Source organism: Ramlibacter sp., from assembly GCF_035554825.1.
Taxonomy (GTDB): domain Bacteria; phylum Pseudomonadota; class Gammaproteobacteria; order Burkholderiales; family Burkholderiaceae_C; genus Ramlibacter.
On the sequence record NZ_DATMHS010000055.1, the window covers coordinates 1 to 21818 of the forward strand.

The 21818-nt window shown below is 63.4% G+C and carries 21 protein-coding genes and 1 tRNA gene; 4 read left to right on the forward strand and 18 right to left on the reverse strand.

Annotated features, from left to right (window positions below; genetic code table 11):
• A partial coding sequence (locus VNT59_RS06005; protein WP_325497414.1) for a hypothetical protein occupies window positions 1-446 on the reverse strand: 446 nt, incomplete at its 3' end.
• Between the two features lie 51 nt (window positions 447-497).
• Window positions 498-842 (reverse strand): hypothetical protein, encoded by a 345-nt coding sequence (locus VNT59_RS06010; RefSeq protein ID WP_325497415.1) that lies wholly within the window; start codon window positions 840-842, stop codon window positions 498-500.
• Between the two features lie 120 nt (window positions 843-962).
• Between VNT59_RS06010 and VNT59_RS06015 the strand changes: the two genes are divergently transcribed.
• The 3 genes from VNT59_RS06015 to VNT59_RS06025 all read left to right on the forward strand — a co-directional run bounded on the left by VNT59_RS06015 (window position 963) and on the right by VNT59_RS06025 (window position 3110).
• Window positions 963-1211 (forward strand): helix-turn-helix transcriptional regulator, encoded by a 249-nt coding sequence (locus VNT59_RS06015; RefSeq protein WP_325497416.1) that lies wholly within the window; start codon window positions 963-965, stop codon window positions 1209-1211.
• Between the two features lie 205 nt (window positions 1212-1416).
• Window positions 1417-2394, forward strand: coding sequence for a nuclease-related domain-containing protein (locus VNT59_RS06020; protein WP_325497417.1), 978 nt, complete (start codon window positions 1417-1419; stop codon window positions 2392-2394).
• 236 nt (window positions 2395-2630) lie between these two features.
• A complete protein-coding gene (locus tag VNT59_RS06025) occupies window positions 2631-3110 on the forward strand; it encodes a hypothetical protein (RefSeq protein ID WP_325497418.1) in 480 nt (159 codons plus the stop codon).
• Window positions 3111-3181: 71 nt separating this feature from the next.
• Here VNT59_RS06025 and VNT59_RS06030 read toward each other — a convergent pair whose 3' ends face one another.
• The 3 genes from VNT59_RS06030 to VNT59_RS06040 all read right to left on the reverse strand — a co-directional run bounded on the left by VNT59_RS06030 (window position 3182) and on the right by VNT59_RS06040 (window position 6935).
• Window positions 3182-4183: a thymidylate synthase gene (locus VNT59_RS06030; protein ID WP_325497419.1), complete on the reverse strand. Its 1002-nt coding sequence runs from the start codon at window positions 4181-4183 to the stop codon at window positions 3182-3184.
• Between the two features lie 30 nt (window positions 4184-4213).
• Complete coding sequence (locus VNT59_RS06035; RefSeq protein WP_325497420.1) at window positions 4214-6364, reverse strand: metallophosphoesterase; 2151 nt, start codon at window positions 6362-6364, stop codon at window positions 4214-4216.
• Window positions 6365-6551: 187 nt separating this feature from the next.
• A complete protein-coding gene (locus VNT59_RS06040; protein ID WP_325497421.1) occupies window positions 6552-6935 on the reverse strand; it encodes a helix-turn-helix transcriptional regulator in 384 nt (127 codons plus the stop codon).
• A gap of 73 nt (window positions 6936-7008) precedes the next feature.
• On the opposite strand from VNT59_RS06040, the gene VNT59_RS21875 reads away from it, so the two are divergent.
• Entirely contained in the window at window positions 7009-8100 is a 1092-nt protein-coding gene (locus VNT59_RS21875; RefSeq protein ID WP_414708347.1) for a nucleotide kinase domain-containing protein, read from the forward strand.
• Window positions 8101-8114: 14 nt separating this feature from the next.
• On the opposite strand, the gene VNT59_RS06050 is transcribed toward VNT59_RS21875, so the two are convergent.
• The 13 genes from VNT59_RS06050 to rpoC all read right to left on the reverse strand — a co-directional run.
• The gene (locus tag VNT59_RS06050) at window positions 8115-8906 is read right to left on the reverse strand and encodes a hypothetical protein (protein WP_325497423.1); all 792 of its coding nucleotides are present in this window, start codon (window positions 8904-8906) and stop codon (window positions 8115-8117) included.
• Window positions 8881-9672, reverse strand: a complete 792-nt coding sequence (locus VNT59_RS06055; protein ID WP_325497424.1) for a C1 family peptidase — start codon at window positions 9670-9672, stop codon at window positions 8881-8883. Before VNT59_RS06055 ends, VNT59_RS06050 begins: the two co-directional genes overlap by 26 nt.
• Window positions 9558-10556: an ImmA/IrrE family metallo-endopeptidase gene (locus VNT59_RS06060; protein ID WP_325497425.1), complete on the reverse strand. Its 999-nt coding sequence runs from the start codon at window positions 10554-10556 to the stop codon at window positions 9558-9560. The genes VNT59_RS06055 and VNT59_RS06060 overlap by 115 nt, the downstream gene beginning before the upstream one ends.
• Window positions 10549-10899 (reverse strand): helix-turn-helix transcriptional regulator, encoded by a 351-nt coding sequence (locus VNT59_RS06065; RefSeq protein ID WP_325497426.1) that lies wholly within the window; start codon window positions 10897-10899, stop codon window positions 10549-10551. Before VNT59_RS06065 ends, VNT59_RS06060 begins: the two co-directional genes overlap by 8 nt.
• A complete protein-coding gene (locus VNT59_RS06070) occupies window positions 10896-11249 on the reverse strand; it encodes a hypothetical protein (RefSeq protein WP_325497427.1) in 354 nt (117 codons plus the stop codon). The genes VNT59_RS06065 and VNT59_RS06070 overlap by 4 nt, the downstream gene beginning before the upstream one ends.
• Before the next feature lie 62 nt (window positions 11250-11311).
• Complete coding sequence (locus VNT59_RS21880; protein WP_414708348.1) at window positions 11312-11974, reverse strand: 4'-phosphopantetheinyl transferase family protein; 663 nt, start codon at window positions 11972-11974, stop codon at window positions 11312-11314.
• Between the two features lie 529 nt (window positions 11975-12503).
• A tRNA-Phe gene (locus VNT59_RS06075) sits at window positions 12504-12579 on the reverse strand.
• Window positions 12580-12598: 19 nt separating this feature from the next.
• Window positions 12599-13291 carry a response regulator gene (locus tag VNT59_RS06080; protein WP_325497428.1) on the reverse strand — a complete coding sequence of 231 codons (693 nt, stop codon included), beginning with the start codon at window positions 13289-13291 and terminating at the stop codon, window positions 12599-12601.
• A 45-nt stretch (window positions 13292-13336) separates the two neighbouring features.
• Window positions 13337-15610: a sensor histidine kinase gene (locus VNT59_RS06085; protein ID WP_325497429.1), complete on the reverse strand. Its 2274-nt coding sequence runs from the start codon at window positions 15608-15610 to the stop codon at window positions 13337-13339.
• On the reverse strand, window positions 15607-16227 hold the full coding sequence (locus VNT59_RS06090) for a DUF4390 domain-containing protein (protein ID WP_325497430.1): 621 nt from the start codon (window positions 16225-16227) through the stop codon (window positions 15607-15609). Before VNT59_RS06090 ends, VNT59_RS06085 begins: the two co-directional genes overlap by 4 nt.
• On the reverse strand, window positions 16193-17560 hold the full coding sequence (gene rsmB / locus VNT59_RS06095; RefSeq protein ID WP_325497431.1) for a 16S rRNA (cytosine(967)-C(5))-methyltransferase RsmB: 1368 nt from the start codon (window positions 17558-17560) through the stop codon (window positions 16193-16195). The genes VNT59_RS06090 and rsmB overlap by 35 nt, the downstream gene beginning before the upstream one ends.
• Window positions 17557-18138, reverse strand: coding sequence for a LemA family protein (locus VNT59_RS06100; RefSeq protein ID WP_325497432.1), 582 nt, complete (start codon window positions 18136-18138; stop codon window positions 17557-17559). The genes rsmB and VNT59_RS06100 overlap by 4 nt, the downstream gene beginning before the upstream one ends.
• 65 nt (window positions 18139-18203) lie before the next feature.
• A partial coding sequence (gene rpoC / locus VNT59_RS06105; protein WP_325497433.1) for a DNA-directed RNA polymerase subunit beta' occupies window positions 18204-21818 on the reverse strand: 3615 nt, incomplete at its 5' end.

Consider the following 21818-nt stretch of genomic DNA (forward strand, 5'->3'; position numbering starts at 1 on the left):
GCCAGGAGACTGCTGCGTCTACTGCTCCTATGGCACCGTGCCCTGCCCGCCGATTCAGGAATCAGGTAAACGCGCCCCCTGCTGCGGCTGACGCGGCCGAACGCATAGCTCTCGTCAAGAGGGGATAGCCAGCCGCTCACGATACGCCGGCTCTCGAGCAGTTCGACACGCTCGTCACCCCGTCTCTTCCACTCGGTTATGGCCCCCTTGACCTTGGCTTGGACGGCCTCCTCTGCCGCCCTGTCTCGCGCGTCTTCCTCCGGTGTCTGCTTGATCTTCTCGACGGCGAAGAGGATGACGCCCGCAAGGAACATCACGCACCCGAGTATCAGGAGCATCTGTTGCTGGGACTGCAGGCCAATGTTGTGAACGCGCCCAAAGCCGGTCGAAACGCTGGTGTCGAGGTTAAGGGCCACGAGCGCCAGCAGCGCACCGACTGCGATCAATGCTCTCCGTGCAATTCTCAATCTCTTCTCCTCTGTTGATGAATGGGGACGTCAGCGGGCCAGTGCCTTGTTGAGATCATCCTGAGCTTTCTGGAATCGGTCAAACGCGTTGATGCCTGCCTCGGTACACCGGTCGGGGGCCATGTCAGGGTCCGCGATCTGCCAACCACCGTCTCCTTTGCGCAGACCAGTGGCGCGCCATTCGCCGTAACCTCCGAAGCTGTTCCTGGCATTCCAGATGGCGCAGGCCTGATCACCCTTGTCGCTGACCAGGACCCGCTGGAACTGGGCCGAGCCGGGATCCTTGAGGCGCGCCTTGATGGCGTTCTGAACGTCCTCTTGCTGGCTGCAGCCGATCAGGGCGAGGGCAAGCACGAGGGCAACTCTCTTCTTCATTCGTACTCCTGATTTGCGGGGTTGAACAAGACATGCAGATCCCGCGGGCTCTTCGCCGCCGCATGTCGTATGTGAATTAGTGTGTATGTGATTTAGAGCATAAGCGAGACAGTCTCCGTCGTGAAGAAGGAGACGCTCGCTCAGCGCTTTGGCCGGTGCATCCGCCAGCTCCGGCTCGAGTCAGGTCTGAGCCAGGTTGAATTTGGTGAGCGCTGCGGCTTCTACCAGACGTATCTCAGTCGCCTGGAGCGAGGACAAGCAAATCCCACGCTGAATGCGATGGAGGTCGTCGCCAACGCGCTGGGCCTTACGATTTACCAGCTCTGGCATGCGATCGAGCGCCTGCCGGCGGAGACGGCAAGCAGATAGCTTCTCCCGTTGCCGTCGCAGCCGGGTGGCCTCATTGACTCCGATCAATACTGCGCGCAAGGGCTCCACAAGCTGCCCCCGCTAGTTGCTTGCACGCCGCAGCCCCATTGAAATGCGGGTTGGTCGATAGCATCATTGAGCGCCTACCAGACCCGCAGGTGGTGCTGGTGGGAACAGCCAAGAGCCGAGGAGATCCGCAGTGCTCGTGAAATCCGCCGACGACAAGTCGAAGCGCCTGACGTTGCTGGAAGATTTGCAGCGTTCTCCACTGCTGGACGCACGGCAGAAGCAATGGCTCCGAAATGAACTGAGCCGGTTCCGCAAGGGCATCCAAGGTGAGAGGGAATCAGCTCACTACCTCGATAGCTATTTCAAGGACGGCAAGAACCATGTCGTGCTCCATGACCTGCGGTTCGTGATCGATGGTGACGTGGCCCAGATCGACCACCTCGTCATCAACCGCGGCTTTGGGATGTACCTGATCGAGACTAAGAACTACTCTGGCAGCCTCGCCATCAACGAGTACGGAGAGTTCACCGCGGAGTACGAAGACGACTCCTTCGGCATCCCGTCGCCCATTGAGCAAAGCAGGCGCCACGAGCGGGTCCTACGCAAGGTGATGGAGCGTGTCGGGATTGAAAATCGCCTGGGCTCGTCGTTTGAGTTTCACCACGTAGTGCTGCTGCACCCCAAGGCGATCATCAAGCGGCCATCCTCTAAGGCCCTCGACACGAGCAACGTCATCAAGGCCGACCAGTTCCCCACCTGGCATCAGCGGTTTGTCGACAAGGAGATCGGCGTCGGAAAGGTCTTGCTGGGGATCGCAAACCTGCGGAGTCTGGACACGATCAAGGAATGGGGCGAGAAGCTGGCTCGTCAGCACCGGCCCGCGAATCCTTTGGAGCTGCCGGAGTTCATGCAACCCAAGGCAGCGCCGTCACCAGTGCCAGCAGCAGCGCCAACGGTCCGCAATCCTCGAGCACAAGAGCAACCTGTGCCCTCTCAGCACCAGGCTCAACGCCGGTCGACGGGCCAGGCGCCTGCGCAGCCCGCACCTGCGAAGCGCCTCATCTGCGCTCATTGCAATTCGAAGATCAGCTTTGCCGAAGGCAAGTTTTGCTGGAACAACGAAAGCCGTTTTGCTGGCCTGCAGTATTGCCGGGAGCACCAGGCGCTCTTCTGATCCAACCAGGGTTTGCTACACCTGGTGCGCGAGGGCAGCAAATCCAACGCGGAATGCCATGGAGGTCATCGCCAATGCGCTTGGCCTGACGATCTACGAGCTGTGGGAGGCGGTTCGTAGAGTTCCATAGACTTCGAGTGAGTGACTGCCTTGACGTCGGCGGGGCCGCCGTGCAATATTTCCTAGCAGGGCAAATCAGCTACTGCTTACATCAATGCTGGCGTAGGTGCACGCTCTTGAAAACAAAGGGCGCTTTGGAGAAGGCTGTCGTTGCTGCTCTGGAAAGGGCAACACAGGACGTCTGCGAGCACGACTGGCATCTCCTTCATGCTGATGCGAGTGAACGCAGTCTGACTCACCGCTTGGCAGTCCACTTGGCAGGTCACTTTCCTGGATACCACGTCGACTGCGAATACAACAGAGACGGATTTGATGTGAAGCGGTTGGCACTACACGAGCGCGTGGGCATCGACGATGACTCCTTGGACGCTGTAACTGTGTTCCCGGACGTGATCGTCCATGTTCGTGGTAGGCCGGACCGCAATTTATTGGTCGTGGAGGTCAAGAAGGCCTCCTCTCGAGTCTCGGACGCCTACGACTTTCTAAAGCTCCAAGCGTTTAAGCGGGATCTGGGCTACGCTTACGCCGCTCACCTGCGAATCGGCTTTGGTGATGAAGGTGAACTGGTTGCACGGTTGCAATGGGTTTCTGGGTAATCGCCAGCGCGGCGCCAGCCTGGCGTCGATCGTTGCGCCTCTGGCGCGCCCGGTGCCGTAGATAGCCTCCGTCACCCCACTCTCTTCTGCCACGCCGCCCAAGCAGTTTGCAGCACTGGATTCGTGCACCCCGCGACTGCAGCTGCCATTTCGTCAAACCAACGGCGCCGTCGAGCGGCATCCGCAGCGAGCACGCACACCAGATTGCGCCAGGCCTCAGGGAGAGCCCGATCAGTCGCAACTCTCATGATCGCTGACGAGGGCAGGCCGTCGCCGCTCAACTCCAACATCAGTTCGCCCACGGCCCCCAAGATCGTCGCCAGTTCATGCCTAGGGACGGCTAAGTTGTCGGTGTTGGGCACTCGCAATGCGGGACTCGAGACACCAAAGGCGGCCGAATCCTTGGCGTACAGGTGCAAACTATCTGATATATGTACGTATGGTCCGAGCCCAACACCTAAGCAACCACTCACAACTTCCTGCAGAGTTGTGAACTGCACGAAGTTGTGCGGCACGCCCAAGAATAGATCGTTACTCCTGAGAACCTGAGTCCAGTAGAGGTGAGCATCGCGAATCTTCAACATTGACACGAGGTTGCAGGGGATGTCTGCGTCGCGCGGGGTACCATCTGCATTTGGCAAATCGTCCTCCGCATTCCAAATCTGAAGCACTACTTGGCGGGAATCTCGATTCGCACTTAGTGCATCGCAGGCTCGGTCGATTTGGTCGAATCCGAAGCGCGCGCGCAATCTGTAACCGTAGGCACCATGGTATTTTTCACCGCGGCCCGCAAACTGTGGCAATCGCCGATTCCAATAGTTGATAAGCTTTGAGCTTCGGCTGCCAAGTAGAATCCAGATTACTTCCGCAATAGCAAAGGCCGGGTTCAGCGCCGGTGTACGAGACAGTACCCATCTTTGTCGCGGATCCCTCACCTCAAAGATGCAGTGAAGATATTCGAGGGTGTCACCCTGTCGGCTGCCAGTGTGGGCCGCATCCATACCTGCAGCCAGCGGGACTGCTGCAGCTCTCCAGACTTCGTCACACGTGTCACCGCTGAAGTGCCGAACCATCTGGTTCCCTCCTCCCTAATGTGGAACCCGCTAGGAATGCGGCAAACCCAACGCTTGGCGACTCAAAGCGATCACCTTGCTCAGATGAGTCTGCATGTTCTCCTCCCATGATCGCAATGCGTCATCCGACGATGGTCGACCTTGCGCGTGGCGAGCGAGCCCATGCAGTTCAGTCGCTAGCTCTTGGCACTTGCCAGCGTTTACGCCCTCATAGGCGGTCAGATACAACGCTAGTCTCGCAGGTCCGTCAATTGCCACCACAGGCCCCCCATCACGAGCCGGTCTCCTTGCGGACTGTTGAAGAGCAGCAAGTTCATCTAGCCACTCCTCGACCAGCGGGTCATTAGCCGCATCCGATTTGCCATGAAGCATGTACATGGCTAGCCTAAAAAATTTCTCCGGTGCTTGGTCGAGCCAGCGGTCAATCACAGGCATCGCTACGTGCGTTGGTGATGGGGCATTCTCCACGCGAGCGCTCGCTGTAATTGTAGTGATGCGGCCCGGTTTTCCGCCCGCGCCCTCCACCACCTTCTCCTGCAAGTACCGAAGCTCAGCGACGTTAATCGGCCACCACTGTAGCATTTCCTGCGCACGATAATAGCCAATCACATCGATGACATGACTCGATCCGACATCCCGTCTAGTAAACTGCACTAGACAGAACGAGGCAAATTCAACTTTTGGGTGCTCCACGAAGTCGAGCCGAGGATCCAACAACACAGCCAAGGCCCGACTTGTGTTTCTCTCCCGAAGAAGACCAATCACGCGCTTGAGTTGGTCTAAGTTATTTCCGTATTTCAGCAGTCTGCTACCGTGGATATACGGCACGCGCCGCTCCAGTTGCGAATCGCGTTGTTGCCACCACTCAACCAGTCCTTTCAGCCATCCTTCGCGTCGCTGTTCTGCAACGGACGTCGGATATCCCTCAGGAAGCTGCCATGCAGCTTCACCTCGGAAATCCAGCTGAACCACCAGAGGCCCCGGAGTCGCCTCCTCAGATGCTGCAGCGCGCACCTTTGCATACACCTCGTTAAAATCATCGCCCTGGATAACCGGCATGGGGGAAGGCACCTGCTTGCCGCCTTGCGTGTACTCCCAGAGGCGCAGAGGAGCACTGGCCTTTACCTCTAAATCCAGACCTGATCGGGGTGACGCAAACGTTTCCACTCGAACAGTTGGTGCCCATGGCAGGCCCTCGATTTGAACCCGTCCGGCTGCATGGGATTGCGCGCTGTCGGAGAAAGTGCCACCGGCCAACAGAAGCACTCTGTGCGGCCTACCGCCGACGTCGTGAAAGGTCTCCACATGATCAAAGTGTTGCCTCCACTCGTGCTTGTGGCCGTGGAAGACGACTTTGATGTCGCGCTGCAAGAGCAGCGTCCGAAATTGCTCCAGCGGGATCAAGTCTGGCATTGACTTGAACTCGAGGCGTAGGGTTGGATTTCTCAGATGGTGATGCAACGCGACCATTCTGAGCTGCCTACCCTTGCTTGGCTGCGGTAGAACGCGGAGTATCTCCCTGAGCCGCTCAAATTGTTGAACTGAAATATGCGCTGCGTCGTGCCGCACAAGCTCGTTCAATTCCCTCGCTACTCGCTCTTCTTCTTGCTGGTCCCCTTCAGCGACGCGAAGGGCTAGCTTGTGCCAAACGGTCTTCAGGCCCTCAGGAATCACTTCGACGTGGGACCAGTTGCACGTGTTCACAGCCAACACCGCCCAAGCGTTTTCGGGACCTAGTAATACATGCTTTTCCCAGTCCACGGCAGATGCTGAATCGACGCCGTCCAGCCAAGGGGTAATGCATCCAGCTGCGCGCCAAACCGAGAGAAAATCTTGGTATCGTTGTGGGCTTCCCGGCGCACTTCCTTTCGGCACGTCGTGGTTGCCGGGAACCGCGAGGATGCGTTCCGGCGCGATCCTTAACTGTTCGACGATCAAGTCGAGGAGGAGTTGGTTTCCCCCGGGCACCCCCCGTGCAAGCGCGTCGCCAGAGAAAACTACACCGTCGAGCGGGTTGCAGTGAATGTCCGTAGCGATTCTCTTGAGTAACGTCTGCAGTGCCTCGCCTCGCGACTGCCCTGCTACCCCAATATCCTGTTTGATGTCGTCAGGGTTATAGTCGCCGCCCCCTAAAAGGATGTGCGTGTCTGTGATGTGAAGTAGCCGTGCTGATTGACTCATGACCTCTGCTCTCCGCTCGACGGATTAGGACCTTTAACCTCACTACCACACTGGGCGCAGTGGCCCCTTTCGTACGTGTGCGGCCGAACCTCCCCGCGTTTTCGGCACCACGCTTGACGGTGCGCGGCCGGTGGACGTCCAGGCGCGAGACGCCGGCGCGGCTTCAATTCGCTTTCGCGAGAGCATGTCATTGTGGAGTCTTGGAGCGCGGGCGGCCAATCTGACGAGGCTCCAACGCCTTGACGATAAGTCCTATTGCGCGGGCGAGGTGACTTAGCTCCGGGGTGGCCGCAACTCGCAGCAGTTGTTCGCTGATCTCTGTGGGGTTCAGCTCCTCGGTCACACCGCGTTGCTCGGCAACGATGCGCATGCACGTCTCTATAACAGAAGCCGGTGGATCAGCTTCGCCACTCTCGAACTTCGAGATTTGCGGCTGGCTGTAGCCACCAAGCGCTCGCCCAAATTCCGTTTGGTTTTGCGCGCTACGCGCAGCTCGAACGAGCGCTGCCACGCGAAAACTTCGCGGATCGAGCGGGTCCGGAGTCGAACTATGGGGCCACTTGTTCGTCACGACGTCTGTATTCTATGGCAGAATATCTTATTCTTCTCGGCTGGCGCAGTGTTCGACGAGAAAGCGAGGAGCAATGGACGATCTACTAAACTGCGACCGGCAAAAGTCAGCAGGAGGTCTTGGAGTGGCCTTCGTCCGGCGTACGCAGCCGCAGCCTAGCGCCGTCTTTGACAGCTACTGGCAGTTCGCAGCAGAGCGTCAGCGGATCTATCGAAAGCGCGTTGCTGGGCACCCTCCCCCATGGACGGGCGATCGCATTCTTGCGGAGTTTAGGTTTACGAATCCATACCGCGCTGCGGATCGTGTGAGCCAATACCTCATTCGCAACGTGATCTATGGCGCTCGGTTCGAGTGGGAAGATGAACTGCTGCGAACGTTGCTCTTTAAGTTGTTCAATAAGATCGAAACGTGGCAACTTCTGGAGAGCTCGTTCGGCGAAATCACCACGAAGAGCTTTTCGGTGGGCCACTTCGCGAGGCTGCTGCAGACAGTTAGGGATGGGGGCGCGTCGATCTATTCCGCGGCTTACATTATGCCTAGTGGCCCGGCCGGAGTCCGTCGACCCTCCAAGCACCAGATGCACCTGGAGCTACTTGAACGAGAACTAAAAGACGGTTTGGCAATTGACCTCGCAAACGCGAAGAGCATGGAGGCTGGATACCAGCGACTTCTGCAGATCCCTGGGTTTGGCAGATTTCTAGCGTACCAGTTCATCACGGATCTTAACTATGGTCCTACGCTTTCTTTTAGCGAGATGGAATTCGTGATTCCTGGACCCGGGGCGCGCGACGGTATCCGAAAGTGCTTCATCAGCCTAGGTGGTTACAGCGAATCTGAGATCATCGCTTGGGTGGCTGAGAGACAGGCGAGCGAATTCGCGCGGCTAGGGCTCGACTTCCAGGACTTGTGGGGACGGCCCTTACAGCTAATTGACTGTCAAAACTTATTCTGCGAGGTAGACAAGTATGCGCGAGTGGCTCACCCCGGGTTTCGAGGTCATTCTGGCCGCACGCGGATTAAACAGCGATTTGCACAAAGTCGAAAGGCCATAGAGCAGCCTTTCTTTCCGCCAAAGTGGGGAATAGAGCCGGCGCCAACCTTCACTCCGGCTCGCCCGCGCGACCCGGTCGCACAAGGTGCGCCTGCTAACCTCTTTGAGGTCTGACAGACCGTCAAGGCTCACGCAACGGGGGCGCTTTGAAGCGCCTCGCTGCACTTCGAGACCAGCGCGTTGTACTTGTTCATGCCGCCGACAGTGCTGACATCGAGAAAAGCGAGCGTGGCGTGGACGACGAGGGGTCCGACTTCAATTCCGAGTTCCCGGGCAACAACGGCTTGTAGGCTCGCGAGCCCCTTATAGTTACCCAGCCCCTTCTGAAGCATGTACTGGTAGCGGTACATAGCAGTGAGATACAGCTCAGAGTTGTCGCCGAGCTTGAAGCTCAGATGGCTCAGGCACTGCCCACCAATGTGATTTGCATTGTCGATCTCGGCGTCGTAAAACTTTAGCTCTGCAGCCTCAAGACCCACGTCAATCTCGTAGATCGCACGCCTTGTAGCCTCGCGCGCGAGCCATGCCTTCATCTTATCGATCATCAGCTCCAGCGGGTTCAGCAGGGTGCCATCGGAGCATCTTCGCTGCACCAGGCGCAATGCATACGTGCCCCTGTTGTTGGCCGCCACTGACCGGATGAGCGGGAAGATGGTATTCGGGTAATCGAAAACGCCCTGCAGGCCACGTTGCTTGTATTCGGTCATCGGGAAAATGGTCTCCGCGACCGTAACGAGGGGTTGGTGCCCGTTGTCGCGCAGTTCTCTGTCCACAATCGCCTCGACGGCGCGGGACTGCGGCGTGACGGCCATCGGCTGTGCGATCTCGGTGATCAGGTTGTATACACGTCCACCCGGCGTAATCTTGCCGACCGTGTCCAGCCAAGCCTCGACCCTAGTACGTCCTCTTGCCACTTCCATTGCTCAGCGCTCCGATCCCGGCATAGCCGATGAGATGCGCGTCGATGTAGCCGGTGTCAATCCACGCGTGTCCGCCAAATGCCCACTGAAACCCCCAGCTGTTGCGAACAAGCACCAGCTGCGTTCCCTCTGCTGATTTCCCAAGTCCTACACCCAGGACCGCATGGCCGCCAAGGTCTGCACCCTCGTCCCGAGCCACGTAGTGAGGGGCGGCAGCGTCGCGGAATCCCTCGTTGATCATGAGCCCGATCACGACTGGCGCACCAGCTTGCAGTTTGAGCACGATCTCCGAGCTCGCGTGGGCTTTGTAGGAAAGATTGCCGTACCAAAGTGTGCCAACTCCAGCCGGTACGAGCCATGGCGATGGAGTCGCTGCGGGATATGGCCACTCGATTTCGCGGCACTGACCATCATGGGCGAGAGCACCCTTCGCTGCCTGAAACGTGAGCCCGTGCTTCGGGTCCTTCATCGGCATGCGTTGCACGCCTCGATAGAAGAGGCCATCGGCCGACAATGGATCTGAGAGCTGGTGGGCGTGCATGTGTGCATCGCTGGCGGCGCACGCCAGACAGGAGCCACGTGCGCCTTGGTCCCGGACCCCCTTCCAGTGCTCCCGCAGGTCTATTGTCGGAACGATGCCCCCGACAGCGCTCATCCAGTCTTCCTCAGCGCCGCCCGCTGAGCCCGCGGCATTCCGCCACGCTCGCGCCCATGCAGATCGAGGCGCACCTCGAAGCTTTGATTCGGCTGCCCGTTGCGCTCCCATGGGCGACGCTCGGCCAAGCGCAAGATGCCCTGAACATCGCCTTCGAGCGTCAAGCGTCGCTTCTGTGCGGCACCCATGGCCTCCTCGTCGACGACCACCCGCTCGTCGGCGCGGATGCGCATGCCTAGCGCCTTCGCTTCGCGGAGATCCCAGGCAAACCCGGCAGTAGAGTGCTCCTCGAGTTCGAGCACGACGAGATCCTCCGGACCACCTATGATGATCGAACGGTGATCCCGCTCGCTAAGTGCCCACACGTCCGGGTGCCACGTCTGAGGCACGACGTCGGCAGCAGCCATCTGTTTGGCGCCTTTGGGCTCGCGGCTTGCCATCTGCTCGGCTTGGTCGTGCGCGAAGAGGCCGTGCCCGTACAGCGCCCAGCACAAAGCCGAGTAGCTCACCGCAAGGCGCAACGAGAGCTGGTAAATGACGTCGGTGCGAAAAAGGTCCTGCTTGGTGTAGCTGCGGCGCCGCATATGAGCTGCTATCAGCCAGCGGGGCATCAAGAACTCAGACGCAAAGGCGTCCGCTTCGAGTTCATTCTCATCGTAGCCCCTTCGCTCGCCGCGCGCTGCGTAGCCCACGGTTGAATCAGTGCTCAATGGATGCTCGAAGACGTGATGACCGAGTTCATGCGCCGCAGTGAACCTCTGCACGTGCAGCGGCCGCTCACTGGTAATTACCACGCCCGCAGCGCCTGGGACGCGCAGGTAAGCACCCAAGAGCCCCTTCAACGGCTTGAAGACAACCGCTATATCGAGAGAGGCCATGGCACCAAGCACATCGATCGGCTCGTCTCCGGCCCGAAGCCGATTCTTCAGGCCCAGGTCTTCGTGCAGTTGTGATGCACGAGCCGTGCCGTTCAGGATCGCGTCACGCCTACTCACCTGGACCACCGTTCGCTTTAGAACGCTGCATCAGGAAGTCACTGAATCTGAGGAGCTCCGCCCGGTCTGCCTCAGACAACTTCTCGGCCTTGCGAGCAAGCATCGTCACACTTTCGGGAACGGCGGCTGGCTGCACCTCGCCGGTGAAGTGGCCGATCGGACGACCGTAAATCTGTGCCATTGCTTTGAGTTCCAGCGTTTCAACCTTACGCTGGCCGGCTTCAATCAACGAAATGGCTGAGCGCGGTAGGCGGAGCGCGTCTGCAACCTCCTGTTGGGAAAGTTCTTGGTATTCACGCGCTTCCTTCAGACGCTGGCCCAGCGCAATGCGTTCGTCAGTCATGGTGACACCGCCAGCGCAGCGAATGCGCCGCTCGTTACCGGCTGGGCGCCGTAGCAGTGATGGCGCAACTTATTGATGACATCCAGTGCGGCTTCTTCAACGCTGGAGTACCCGCCTTTGACGACCCATTCCGGCTTCAGCTTGTGGCCAGTTTCGTCCTCGACGATTGGCGTGAGCTTAATGACGGTCTTCGAGTCTACGTCAGGCGTATCGAAGACGTCCGTTTCTCCCGGTGCTTCTGGGATGAACGCGTCGCTCTTCTCCCCCTGAAGCTTCTCTAGAAGCGCCTGAAAGAGGCCGTCCTGTTTGAGCTCGAACTCTGCCTGGGAAATTGGTTTCTTCTTGGCCACGGCATGGTCCTTTCGTCCGATTTTCAAGAACTATATACCCGTCACGTTCGAAAATCAAACATCTATCGAGGCACCAGCGCCAAGCAGACTCGAGCTCCGCCGATTTTGAGGACCTGAAGCTGCATCGCTACGAGCAATTCGCTCAGCCGCGAATCCGGCCGCCTTGCACGCGCGCGGAGGGTGACCCCGTCAGGTGCAGACAAGAGCACGTCTCGGAAGTCAAGGTCCCTGAGCTGGAGCGCTGGAAACTGACACTTGAAGATGGCTTCCTTTAGGCTGAACGTGATGCTCGCCCCCAGGAGGGGAGCCGTTCCGGACACAACGCGCATCACAACTGCGATCTCAGCAGGCGATGCGATCGCGCCGGTTGCTGCCGGTTCGAGGGGCCGATCATCATCAACGTCGACTCCGATAGCTCGGTAATGGGTGGAAAGCCCAACAGCTGCGACAGCATGCCTTCGCGTATGGCTGATGCTGCCCACAAGCGCATCCGGAAACAACGGATCACCCCCGGGGCCGGAACCGATTGCTTCAATGACATACCCTAGCGTGGAAGCAGCCGCCCGGGCGACACGACGGCCACTGGCGAATTGCGCAATGCGGACGGGCTGCGCCCCAGCGACCAGACATTGCTCACTCGCATGGACTTCAGCGGAGCGCAGAATGCGATCAACAGCCACCGTCAAGCCGTCGTACGTTGCGAAGGTCGTCTCGGCAAGTCTCACGTCGCCCGGTGCGTGCAACAACTACCGACTGCTGCCCGCGCCGTTACAGCGGGCTCGCGAATCAGCCATAGACCAAATGCCCCAGAGAAGCGCTGAGGCAGCGCAGGGGGTCCGAGACTCGGCCGAGTTGCACGCCACCTGCACGGCAGGTCCAACTCAGTGGGGTTCGGGGCGTCGACCGTGTCGCGCTATCTCTTTTGCGCCCCGCTCCGTGAACCCAGCGGCGATTAGCTCGCGCACGAGCCCGTCGGCTGTAGACGCCTCAATCTCAATCGCCGCGCCACTCGGGACTACTCGCATGAAGGTTTCGGACCCGGGGTCGAACGATCCGGCGCTTCTTACGTCCCCGGCTGGTGTCGTGACGACCTTTAGCTTACCGCCGTCCCCGCATTCGAAGAGCTCAACGTAGCGACCGTCCACGTCGCCTTTGAATCTCGGCATCCAGTCCGTCACGCGTCTCTCCTACTAGGGATAGGCCAGCCGCAAAGGATAAGCCCTTGGCCATCGCTGACCAAGGGCTCTTCTTATCTGGTGGCCTGGGGCGGAATCGAACCACCGACACGCGGATTTTCAATCCGCTGCTCTACCAACTGAGCTACCGGGCCGGAAGCCGTCGATTATATATCAGCCGCCTCGCTTGCCCCGCGACAGGTCGACGCCGAGTTGCTTCAGCTTGCGATACAGATGGGTGCGCTCCAGGCCGGTCTTCTCGGCCACCCGCGTCATCGAGCCGCCTTCCTTGGCCAGGTGGAACTCGAAGTAGCACTTCTCGAACTCGTCACGGGCATCGCGCAACGGCTTGTCCAGTTCGAACAGCTGGCGTGCCTGCGGGCCCATGTCGACCACCGGCGGCAGCGGCTGGCCGCCGGTCATCGCCACTTCCACGGTGAGTTCCATCGGCGCCACCGGCGCGACGACCGGCGCGCCGGCCTTGCGCGGCGCCAGCGCCGCCTGGGTGCGCGCCAGCCCCGCTTCCACTGCCTTCAGCAGCTTCTGCATGGTGATCGGCTTCTCGAGAAACGACTGGGCGCCGATCTTGGTGGCCTCGACGGCGGTCTCGATGGTCGCGTGGCCGCTCATCATGATGACCGGCATGCTCAACAGGCCGGTGGTAGACCACTCCTTGAGCAAGGTGACGCCGTCGGTGTCCGGCATCCAGATGTCGAGCAGCACCAGGTCGGGCCGCGACCGGCCGCGCGCGGCGCGGGCCTGGGCGGCGTTCTCGGCCAGTTCGACGTTGTGCCCTTCGTCATTGAGGATCTCCGAGAGCAAGTCGCGGATGCCCAGCTCGTCGTCGACGACCAGAATGTTTGCCATGGATGTCCTGAAGGTTGCGGCGGCGCCGGCCACGCTGGGCTGTTGCTATCCCGCAACCGCGAATGATAACGACACTTGCGCCCCCAGCACGCGGCCGTTTTCCACACGATTCTTGAGATCGATCCGGGCCCGATGCTCATCCGCGATTTTTTTCACGACCGCCAGCCCGAGGCCCGTGCCTTTTGCCTTGGTGGTTACGTACGGCTCGAAGGCGCGTCTGAGAATGTTGTCGGGGAAACCGGCCCCGCTGTCCTGCACGATGAGCCGCACCCGGCGGGCCGTCTCGTTCCACTGCGTGCGCACCGTCACCTCCCGCACCGGCGCGCCCTCGGTGGCGTCCTGGGCGTTCTGCAGCAGGTTGTGCAGCACCTGCCGCAGCTGTTGCGCGTCGCCCAGGATCTCGGGGGCCTGGGCGTCGAGCTCCATCCGGACCGCGGCGTGGCCGCCCACCGTGTCGTGGTCGCCGTCGCGGGCATACAGATGCAGCACGTCGCTGACCAGCGCGTTCAGGTCCAGCGGCTTGAGCTCCGCCGCCGGCAGCCGCGCGTAGTCGCGGAATTCGTTGACCAGGCGCTTCATCGCGTCCACCTGGTCCACGATGGTGTGCACCGACTTGGCCAGCACCGCCTCCTCGGCCGCCGGCAGCTTGCCCGACAGCCGGCGCTCGAGCCGCTCGGCCGAAAGCTGGATCGGCGTCAGCGGATTCTTGATCTCGTGCGCCAGCCGCCGCGCCACTTCGCCCCAGGCCTGGGCTCGCTGGGCCGAGACGATCTCGGAGATGTCGTCGAACACCAGCAGCCGCGCCGTCGTGCCCGGCTGCTCGCCCGGCATCACGGCGCCGCGGGCAACCAGCGTCACCACGTTGTGGACTGCGCCGGGGCCGGCCGCCCCGAGCTCGAAGGACTGCTGCCAATGGTCGAGCCCATGCTGCCCGCGATCTTCCAGATACACGTCGAACTGCTGCTGCACGGCCGCGCCGAAGGTCTCCAGCCCCTCGACGCTGGCGAGCGGGCGGCCTTCGCACGCCGCCAGCGGCACGCGCAGGATGCGGGTCGCGCCCGGGTTGGCGGTCTGGATCACGCCGCGCTCGTCGAGCACGATCACGCCCGCCGTCAGGTTGTCGAGGATCGTCTGCAGGTGCGCGCGGGCGGCGTTGACCTGCACCATGCTCTGGTCGACGGCGCCGCGCGCGTCGGCGAGCTGCTGCGTCATCTCGGCGAACGAACGGGTCAACCCGCCCAGTTCGTCCTTGCCCTGCAGCGCCGGTTTGGGCGACAGATCGCCCGCTGCCACCTCGCGCACGCCGGCCGCCAGGACCAGCAGCGGGCGCGCCAGCTGGTTGCCCAGCACGATCGCCAGCACGACGGCGCCGAACACGGCCAGGAACAGGCTCAGCGTCAGGGTGCCGATGTACATGCGCCGCAAGCCCTCCCGGCCCATCGCCCGCTGCTGGTATTCGCGGTTCGCCTCCTGCACCGCGATCGCGTTGGCCACCAGCGTGGGCGGCACCGTCTGCGTCACCTGCAGCACGCGCGGCTCCGCGAGCACGCCGACCGTCGGATGCGAGACCACGGCCAGCGCCTTGATCCGGGTGTTGTTCAGCCCGCCGGGGTCGTCGAGTCCTTCGATGATCGAGATGACCCGCTGCGCGCGCACGTTGCGCAGCACCTGCGAGCTGGGCCGCTCGGGATTGAGCTGGAAGCGCGACTGGCCGGCACTGGCGATCAGCTGGCCGGAACCGCTCCACAGCACGACGTCGCTGGCGGAGAGCTGCTCGCGCAGCCGCTCCAGCGCCAGCGGCGCCATCGAGGTCTGGGTTTCGGCCAGCTCCTGCGCGGCGGCCCGGGTCTTGTTGGACAGGTCGTTGGCCAGCGTGTCGAGCGTGGCCCGCCCCAGGTTGAGGCCGGCTTCCAGCGCCCCCTCCACCTTCACGTCGAACCAGCTCTCGATCGATCGCGACACGAACTGGTAGGACACGACGTAGATCAGCAGCCCCGGGATGAAGCCGACCAGGCCGAAGATCGCCGCCAGCTTCACCAGCAGGCGGCTGCCGAACTTGCCCTTGCGCAGCCGCGCGAACAGCCGCACCGCGATCCAGACGATCACCAGCAGCAGCAGGGCCGCCACCACGACGTTGATGACGAACAGGCGGCCGTAGTTGCGCTCGTACAGTTCGCGGTTGCCGGTGGCCTGCGTCAGCAGGAACAGCAGCACGATGCCGATCGCCATGATCACGGCCAGCGCGACGAACATCCCCCAGCGGAAGGCGCGCGAGCTGCGCAGCGGGTAGCGGTCGGCCCCGGCCGGCGGCGTCGTCATCGGGCGTTCTCGAGCGCCAGCCGCTGGTTGCGCATGGCGCTGATGCTCCAGTCGGCCTGGCCGACGGCGCCGATCTGGAACGGCCGGGGCAGCTGCGAGACGTCGAGCCGGAAGCGGAAGTCGACGTTGTGGCGGCCCTCGGCGTCGATGTCGCCCGGCTCGGCCACCTTCCACCGGTAGATGCGCTGCACCGCGGCGAGCGCTTCGTCGCGGGTGTCGAAGGTCTGCCCCAGCGCCAGCCCGGAATTGCCGATCGGCGACGACGACACGACCAGGCGCCAGCGCCGCGTCAGCGGCTGGAACGACAGGCGCATGTGCCGCGCCGCCGTCACCACCTGCTTGTCGTACCAGTACCAGCGGTCGCGAAAGAGCACCGCCTCGGCAACGAAGAACATCGGGATGCCCTTGGCCAGCGCATCCTCGATCACGGGCGGCAGGTCGAAGCGCACGTTGGCCGACAGCAGCAGGCCTTCCTCGGAGCGCTCCAGCCGCAACTGGGTGATCTCGGCGTTGCCGGACTGGGCCTGCGCCGGCGCGGCGAGGGCCAGCAGGCACAGCGCCAGCACGGCAGCCAGGGCGCGCTCAAGCCCCCTGGCCAGCACCCTGATCGGCCCCACGCTTTTCCAGCAGGGCATAGAAGAACCCGTCGTGATCACCTTCCAGATTGTCCCGGAGCAGATTGCCGTTTGACCCGTGTTGCGGCAGCAAATGCCCGGGCGCGGGCAGTGAAAACGCCTCTTTGTGGTGCGCAACAAACGTTTGCAGCTGCGCCTGCCCTTCCTCGCGAAACACCGAGCAGGTGCAATACAGCAGGCGGCCACCGGGTTTGACCAGCGGCCACAGCACCGCGAGCAGCCGCGCCTGCAGCTGCGCCAGCTGCGCGATGTCGGTTTCGCGGCGCAGCCAGCGCACGTCCGGATGGCGGCGCACGATGCCCGAGGCCGTGCAGGGCGCGTCCAGCAGGATGGCGTCGAATGGCCGGCCGTCCCACCAGGCGGCAGGCTCGGCGGCGTCGGCGGCGACCACCTGCGCGGCCAGCCCGAGGCGGCGCAGCGTGTCCCGGATGCGCTCGCACCGGGCCGGGTCGACGTCGAGCGCCGTCACGTCCGCCGCGGCCAGTTCCAGCAGATGCCCGGTCTTGCCGCCCGGCGCCGCGCAGGCATCGAGCACGCGCAACGGCGCGCCGCCCGCCAGCCCATCGAGCAGCAGCGGCGCCGCGAGCTGGGCGGCGGCGTCCTGCACCGAGACCACGCCGGCGTCGAAACCCGGCAGGTCGTGCACGCCGCGGCCGCGCGCCAGGATCACGCCGGAGCGGCCCACCGCATGGGCGTCGATGCCGGCGGCGGCCAGCTGCGCCAGGTATTCCTGCGGCGACGCCTTGCGCGCGTTCACGCGCAGCGTCATCGGCGGCTGCGCGTTGTTGGCCGCCAGAATTGCTTCCCAGTGCTGCGGGTGATCGCGCCGCAGCCGCTCGATCCACCACTTCGGATGATTCCAGCGCGCCACCGGATCGGTGTCGGTGGCGGCGACCAGCGCCGCCCGCTCGCGCAGCAGGCGGCGCAGGCAGGCATTGACGAAGCCCGACTGGCCGCGGGCGGCGGGCAGGCGCTTGGCCGCCTCGACCGCCTGGTCGACGAGGGTGAAGACTTCGTACGGCGCCTCGTGCTCGCGCCAGCACAGCGCCAGCGCAGTGCACAACAGGGCGTCGGCCGCCGGCGGCGGCGGCCGACGGGCCAGCAGCCGGCGCAGCGCCTCGGCACGACCGAGCTGGCGCAGGGTCTGGAAGGCCAGCGCCTGCGCGCCGGGGCGCAGGGCGGCCTCCAGCTGCTCCAGCGCCGCCGTCGCCGAATGGCCGGCGCGCACCTGTTCCAGGACCTGCGCGGCCGCCTGCAGCAAGCGCCACAGCGGCATCGCGGCGGCCGGACGGGGGCCCGCGGCGGCGACGTTCATCGCTCGGCCATCACGGCGCCCAGGCTGCCGTCCAGGGGCCGCCCCGGCTTGAAACCGAACATCCATGCCAGCAGCACGGCGGGAAACTGCGCGATCGCCTCGTTGTAGCGGCCGACCGCGCCGTTGAACTGCTCGATCGCCGCATGCGCCTGCAGCGCCAGTTGCGAGCGGCGGGCCAGCACGTTGTCGGGCAGGCGCGGCCCGGCGAGATCGTGCGCGTCGTCGCGGGCGGCGTTCTCCCAGGCCACGACGAACACGTCCGAGGCGGCATTCAGCGCCGCCATGCGGCGGGCGTCGAGCGGGCGATTGTGGACGGCGGCCAGCGAGGCAGCGAACTGGCGGGCAGCGCCCTGCAGCCCGGCCCAGAAGGTGCTCTCCTGCTCCAGGGCGGCCGGCTGCGTGAAGTCGGCGCCGGGCAGCTGCTTGCGCACCAGTTCGACCTGCTTGGCCAATTCCGCCTCGACCACGGCGAAGGCGCTGTGCGCCTCGGCGCGCAGCCGCATCAGGCGGTTGTACGCGCCGACCCCCCAGAACAGCAGGAGGGCGGCGATCGTCCACGAAAGCAGCGAATTGGGCATGGCAAAGAGAAAAGCCCCGGACCGTGGCGGTCCGGGGCTTCGAGTTTACGGGTGAAAGCCGCGGCTTATTCCGTGGCGGTGCCCTCGCTGGTCTCCGGCAGCGCCGAGGCTTCGCCGGCGCTGGCCAGTTCCGCGGCTTCGGACTCGGCGATGGCGCGGCGCTCGGCCTCGTCCATCTGGTCCTTCGCCTTGCGGGCCTGGTGGTACGCCATGCCGGTGCCGGCGGGAATCAGGCGGCCGACGATGACGTTTTCTTTCAGGCCGCGCAGCTCGTCGCGCTTGCCCATGATCGCCGCCTCGGTCAGCACCCGCGTCGTTTCCTGGAAGGAAGCGGCGGAGATGAACGAGTCGGTCGACAGCGAGGCCTTGGTGATACCCAGCAGCAGGTTGCTGTAGGTCGCCGGGATCTTGCCTTCGGCGCGCAGCGCGTCGTTGGTGTCCAGCATCTCGGAGCGCTCGACCTGCTCGCCGGCGATGTAGCTCGAATCGCCGACGTTCTCGACCACGACCCGGCGCAGCATCTGGCGAACGATCACCTCGATGTGCTTGTCGTTGATCTTCACGCCCTGCAGCCGGTAGACGTCCTGCACCTCGTCGACGATGTAGCGGGCCAGCTCTTCCATGCCCAGCAGGCGCAGGATGTCCTGCGGGTCGGCCGGGCCGTCGACCACCGATTCGCCCTTGTTCACCACCTGGCCCTCGTGCACCAGGATGTTCTTTTCCTTGGGCACCAGCTCCTCGTGCACGCCGCCCTCCGGATCGGTGATCTGCAGGCGGATCTTGCCCTTGGTCTCCTTGCCGAACGACACCGTGCCGGTCATCTCGGCCAGCACGCCCTTGTCCTTGGGCGAGCGGGCTTCGAACAGCTCGGCCACGCGCGGCAGACCGCCGGTGATGTCGCGGGTCTTCTGGCCTTCGATCGGGATGCGCGCCAGCACCTCGCCGCCGCCCACGTCCTGGCCGTCACGCACCTGGATCAGCGCGCCGACCTGGAAGCCGATCGTCACCGAGTGGTCGGTGCCGGGGATCTTCACCTCGTTGCCGGCCGGATCGACCAGCTTCACCTGCGGGCGAACCACCTTGGCGGAGCCGCGGCGCTTCGGGTCGATCACGACCAGGGTCGACAGGCCGGTGACCTCGTCGACCTGGCGGGCGACCGTCAGGCCTTCCTCGACGTTCTCGAACTTCACCTTGCCGGCGAATTCCGTGATGATCGGGCGGGTCAGCGGGTCCCAGTTGGCCAGCACGGTGCCGGCCTTGACCTGCTGGTCGGCCTTGATCGTCAGCGTGGCGCCGTACGGCACCTTGTGCCGTTCGCGCTCGCGGCCGTGCTCGTCGTGGATGACGATCTCGCCGGAGCGGGCGATCACCACCAGCTCCCCCTTGCCGTTGGTCACGTAGCGCATCGTGCTGTTGAAGCCGATCACGCCGTTGGACTTGGCTTCCACCGTCGAGGCGATGGCCGCGCGCGACGCGGCGCCGCCGATGTGGAAGGTCCGCATCGTCAGCTGCGTGCCCGGCTCGCCGATCGACTGCGCGGCGATCACGCCCACCGCTTCGCCGACGTTGACCAAGCCGCCGCGGCCGAGGTCACGGCCGTAGCACTTGGCGCACAGGCCGAAGCGGGTGGCGCAGGTCAGCGCCGTGCGCACCTTCACCTCGTCGACGCCGACGGCCTCGAGTTCCTCGATCAGGTCCTCGTCGAGCATCGTGCCGGCCTGGGCGATCACAGCGTGCGTCTCGGGATGCACCACGTCCTCGGCCGCGACGCGGCCCAGGATCCGGTCGCGCAGCGACTCGATCACCTCGCCGCCTTCGACGATGGCGCGCATCAGCGAGCCTTCCTGGGTGCCGCAATCCTCCTCGATCACGACCAGGTCCTGCGTGACGTCGACCAGGCGGCGCGTCAGGTAGCCCGAGTTCGCCGTCTTCAGCGCCGTGTCCGCGAGGCCCTTGCGGGCGCCGTGGGTGGAGATGAAGTACTGCAGCACGTTCAGGCCTTCGCGGAAGTTGGCCGTGATCGGGGTCTCGATGATCGAGCCGTCCGGCTTGGCCATCAGGCCCCGCATGCCGGCCAGCTGGCGGATCTGCGCGGCGGAACCGCGGGCGCCCGAGTCGGCCATCATGTAGATGGAGTTGAACGACTCCTGGTCGACTTCCTTGCCGTTGCGGTCGGTGACCTTCTCCTTGGCGAGCTGGGCCATCATGACCTTGGACACTTCGTCGCCGGCCTTGCCCCAGATGTCGACCACCTTGTTGTAGCGCTCGCCGGCGGTGACCAGACCCGAGACGTACTGCTGCTCGATCTCCTTCACCTCGCGCTCGGCGCGGCCGATGATTTCCGGCTTCTGCGGCGGCACCAGCATGTCGTCGATCGCGATCGAAATGCCGGCCTTGGTCGCCAGGCGGAAGCCGTTTTGCAGCAGCTTGTCGGCGAAGACCACGGTCTCCTTCAGGCCGCACTTGCGGAACGAAGCGTTGATCAGCCGGCTGATCTCCTTCTTCTTGAGCGCCTTGTTGATGTTGGCGAAAGGCAGGCCCTTCGGCAGGATCTCGGACAGCAGCGCGCGGCCCACGGTCGTCTCGACCAGCGAGGTCGACGGCACGAACTCGCCCGACTCCTTGTCCTTGTTCCACTCGGTCAGGCGCACCGTCACCTTGGCGGTGAGATCCACCTGGCTCGCGTCGAGCGCGCGCTGCACCTCGCCGATGTCGGCGAAGATCATCCCCTCGCCCTTGGCGTTGGTGCGCTCGCGCGTCGTGTAGTACAGGCCCAGCACCACGTCCTGCGACGGCACGATGGACGGCTCGCCGTTGGCGGGGAACAGCACGTTGTTGGAGGCCAGCATCAGCGTGCGGGCTTCCATCTGCGCTTCCACCGACAGCGGCACGTGGACGGCCATCTGGTCGCCGTCGAAGTCGGCGTTGAAGGCGGCGCAGACCAGCGGATGCAGCTGGATCGCCTTGCCCTCGATCAGGATCGGCTCGAACGCCTGGATGCCCAGCCGGTGCAGCGTCGGCGCCCGGTTCAGCATCACCGGGTGCTCCTTGATCACCTCTTCCAGGATGTCCCACACCACCGGGGTGCCGGACTCGACTTCCTTCTTCGCCGCCTTGATGGTGGTGGCGATGCCCATCGCTTCCAGGCGCGAGAAGATGAACGGCTTGAACAGCTCCAGCGCCATCAGCTTGGGCAGGCCGCACTGATGGAGCTTGAGCGTCGGGCCGACCACGATGACCGAGCGGCCGGAGTAGTCGACGCGCTTGCCCAGCAGGTTCTGGCGGAAGCGGCCGCTCTTGCCCTTGATCATGTCGGCCAGCGACTTCAGGGCGCGCTTGTTGGCGCCCGTCATCGCCTTGCCGCGGCGGCCGTTGTCCAGCAGAGAGTCCACCGCTTCCTGCAGCATCCGCTTCTCGTTGCGCACGATGATGTCGGGCGCCTTGAGCTCGAGCAGCCGCTTCAACCGGTTGTTGCGGTTGATCACGCGGCGGTACAGGTCGTTCAGGTCGGACGTCGCGAAGCGGCCGCCGTCGAGCGGCACGAGCGGACGAAGCTCGGGCGGCAGCACCGGCAGCACCTCGAGGATCATCCACTCGGGCTTGATGCCCGACTTGTGGAAGGCCTCGAGCACCTTCAAACGCTTGGCGATCTTCTTGATCTTGGTGTCCGAGCCGGTGGT

Bases quoted from the DNA above. Each gene is read 5' to 3' on its own strand.
- VNT59_RS06010 (WP_325497415.1), bottom strand. From the start codon at position 842: ATGAAGAAGAGAGTTGCCCTCGTGCTTGCCCTCGCCCTGATCGGCTGC.
- VNT59_RS06030 (WP_325497419.1), bottom strand. From the start codon at position 4,183: ATGGTTCGGCACTTCAGCGGTGACACGTGTGACGAAGTCTGGAGAGCT.
- VNT59_RS06035 (WP_325497420.1), bottom strand. From the start codon at position 6,364: ATGAGTCAATCAGCACGGCTACTTCACATCACAGACACGCACATCCTT.
- VNT59_RS21875 (WP_414708347.1), top strand. From the start codon at position 7,009: ATGGACGATCTACTAAACTGCGACCGGCAAAAGTCAGCAGGAGGTCTT.
- VNT59_RS06050 (WP_325497423.1), bottom strand. From the start codon at position 8,906: ATGGAAGTGGCAAGAGGACGTACTAGGGTCGAGGCTTGGCTGGACACG.
- VNT59_RS06055 (WP_325497424.1), bottom strand. From the start codon at position 9,672: ATGGGAGCGCAACGGGCAGCCGAATCAAAGCTTCGAGGTGCGCCTCGA.
- VNT59_RS06065 (WP_325497426.1), bottom strand. From the start codon at position 10,899: ATGACTGACGAACGCATTGCGCTGGGCCAGCGTCTGAAGGAAGCGCGT.
- VNT59_RS06080 (WP_325497428.1), bottom strand. From the start codon at position 13,291: ATGGCAAACATTCTGGTCGTCGACGACGAGCTGGGCATCCGCGACTTG.
- VNT59_RS06085 (WP_325497429.1), bottom strand. From the start codon at position 15,610: ATGACGACGCCGCCGGCCGGGGCCGACCGCTACCCGCTGCGCAGCTCG.
- rsmB (WP_325497431.1), bottom strand. From the start codon at position 17,560: ATGAACGTCGCCGCCGCGGGCCCCCGTCCGGCCGCCGCGATGCCGCTG.
- VNT59_RS06100 (WP_325497432.1), bottom strand. From the start codon at position 18,138: ATGCCCAATTCGCTGCTTTCGTGGACGATCGCCGCCCTCCTGCTGTTC.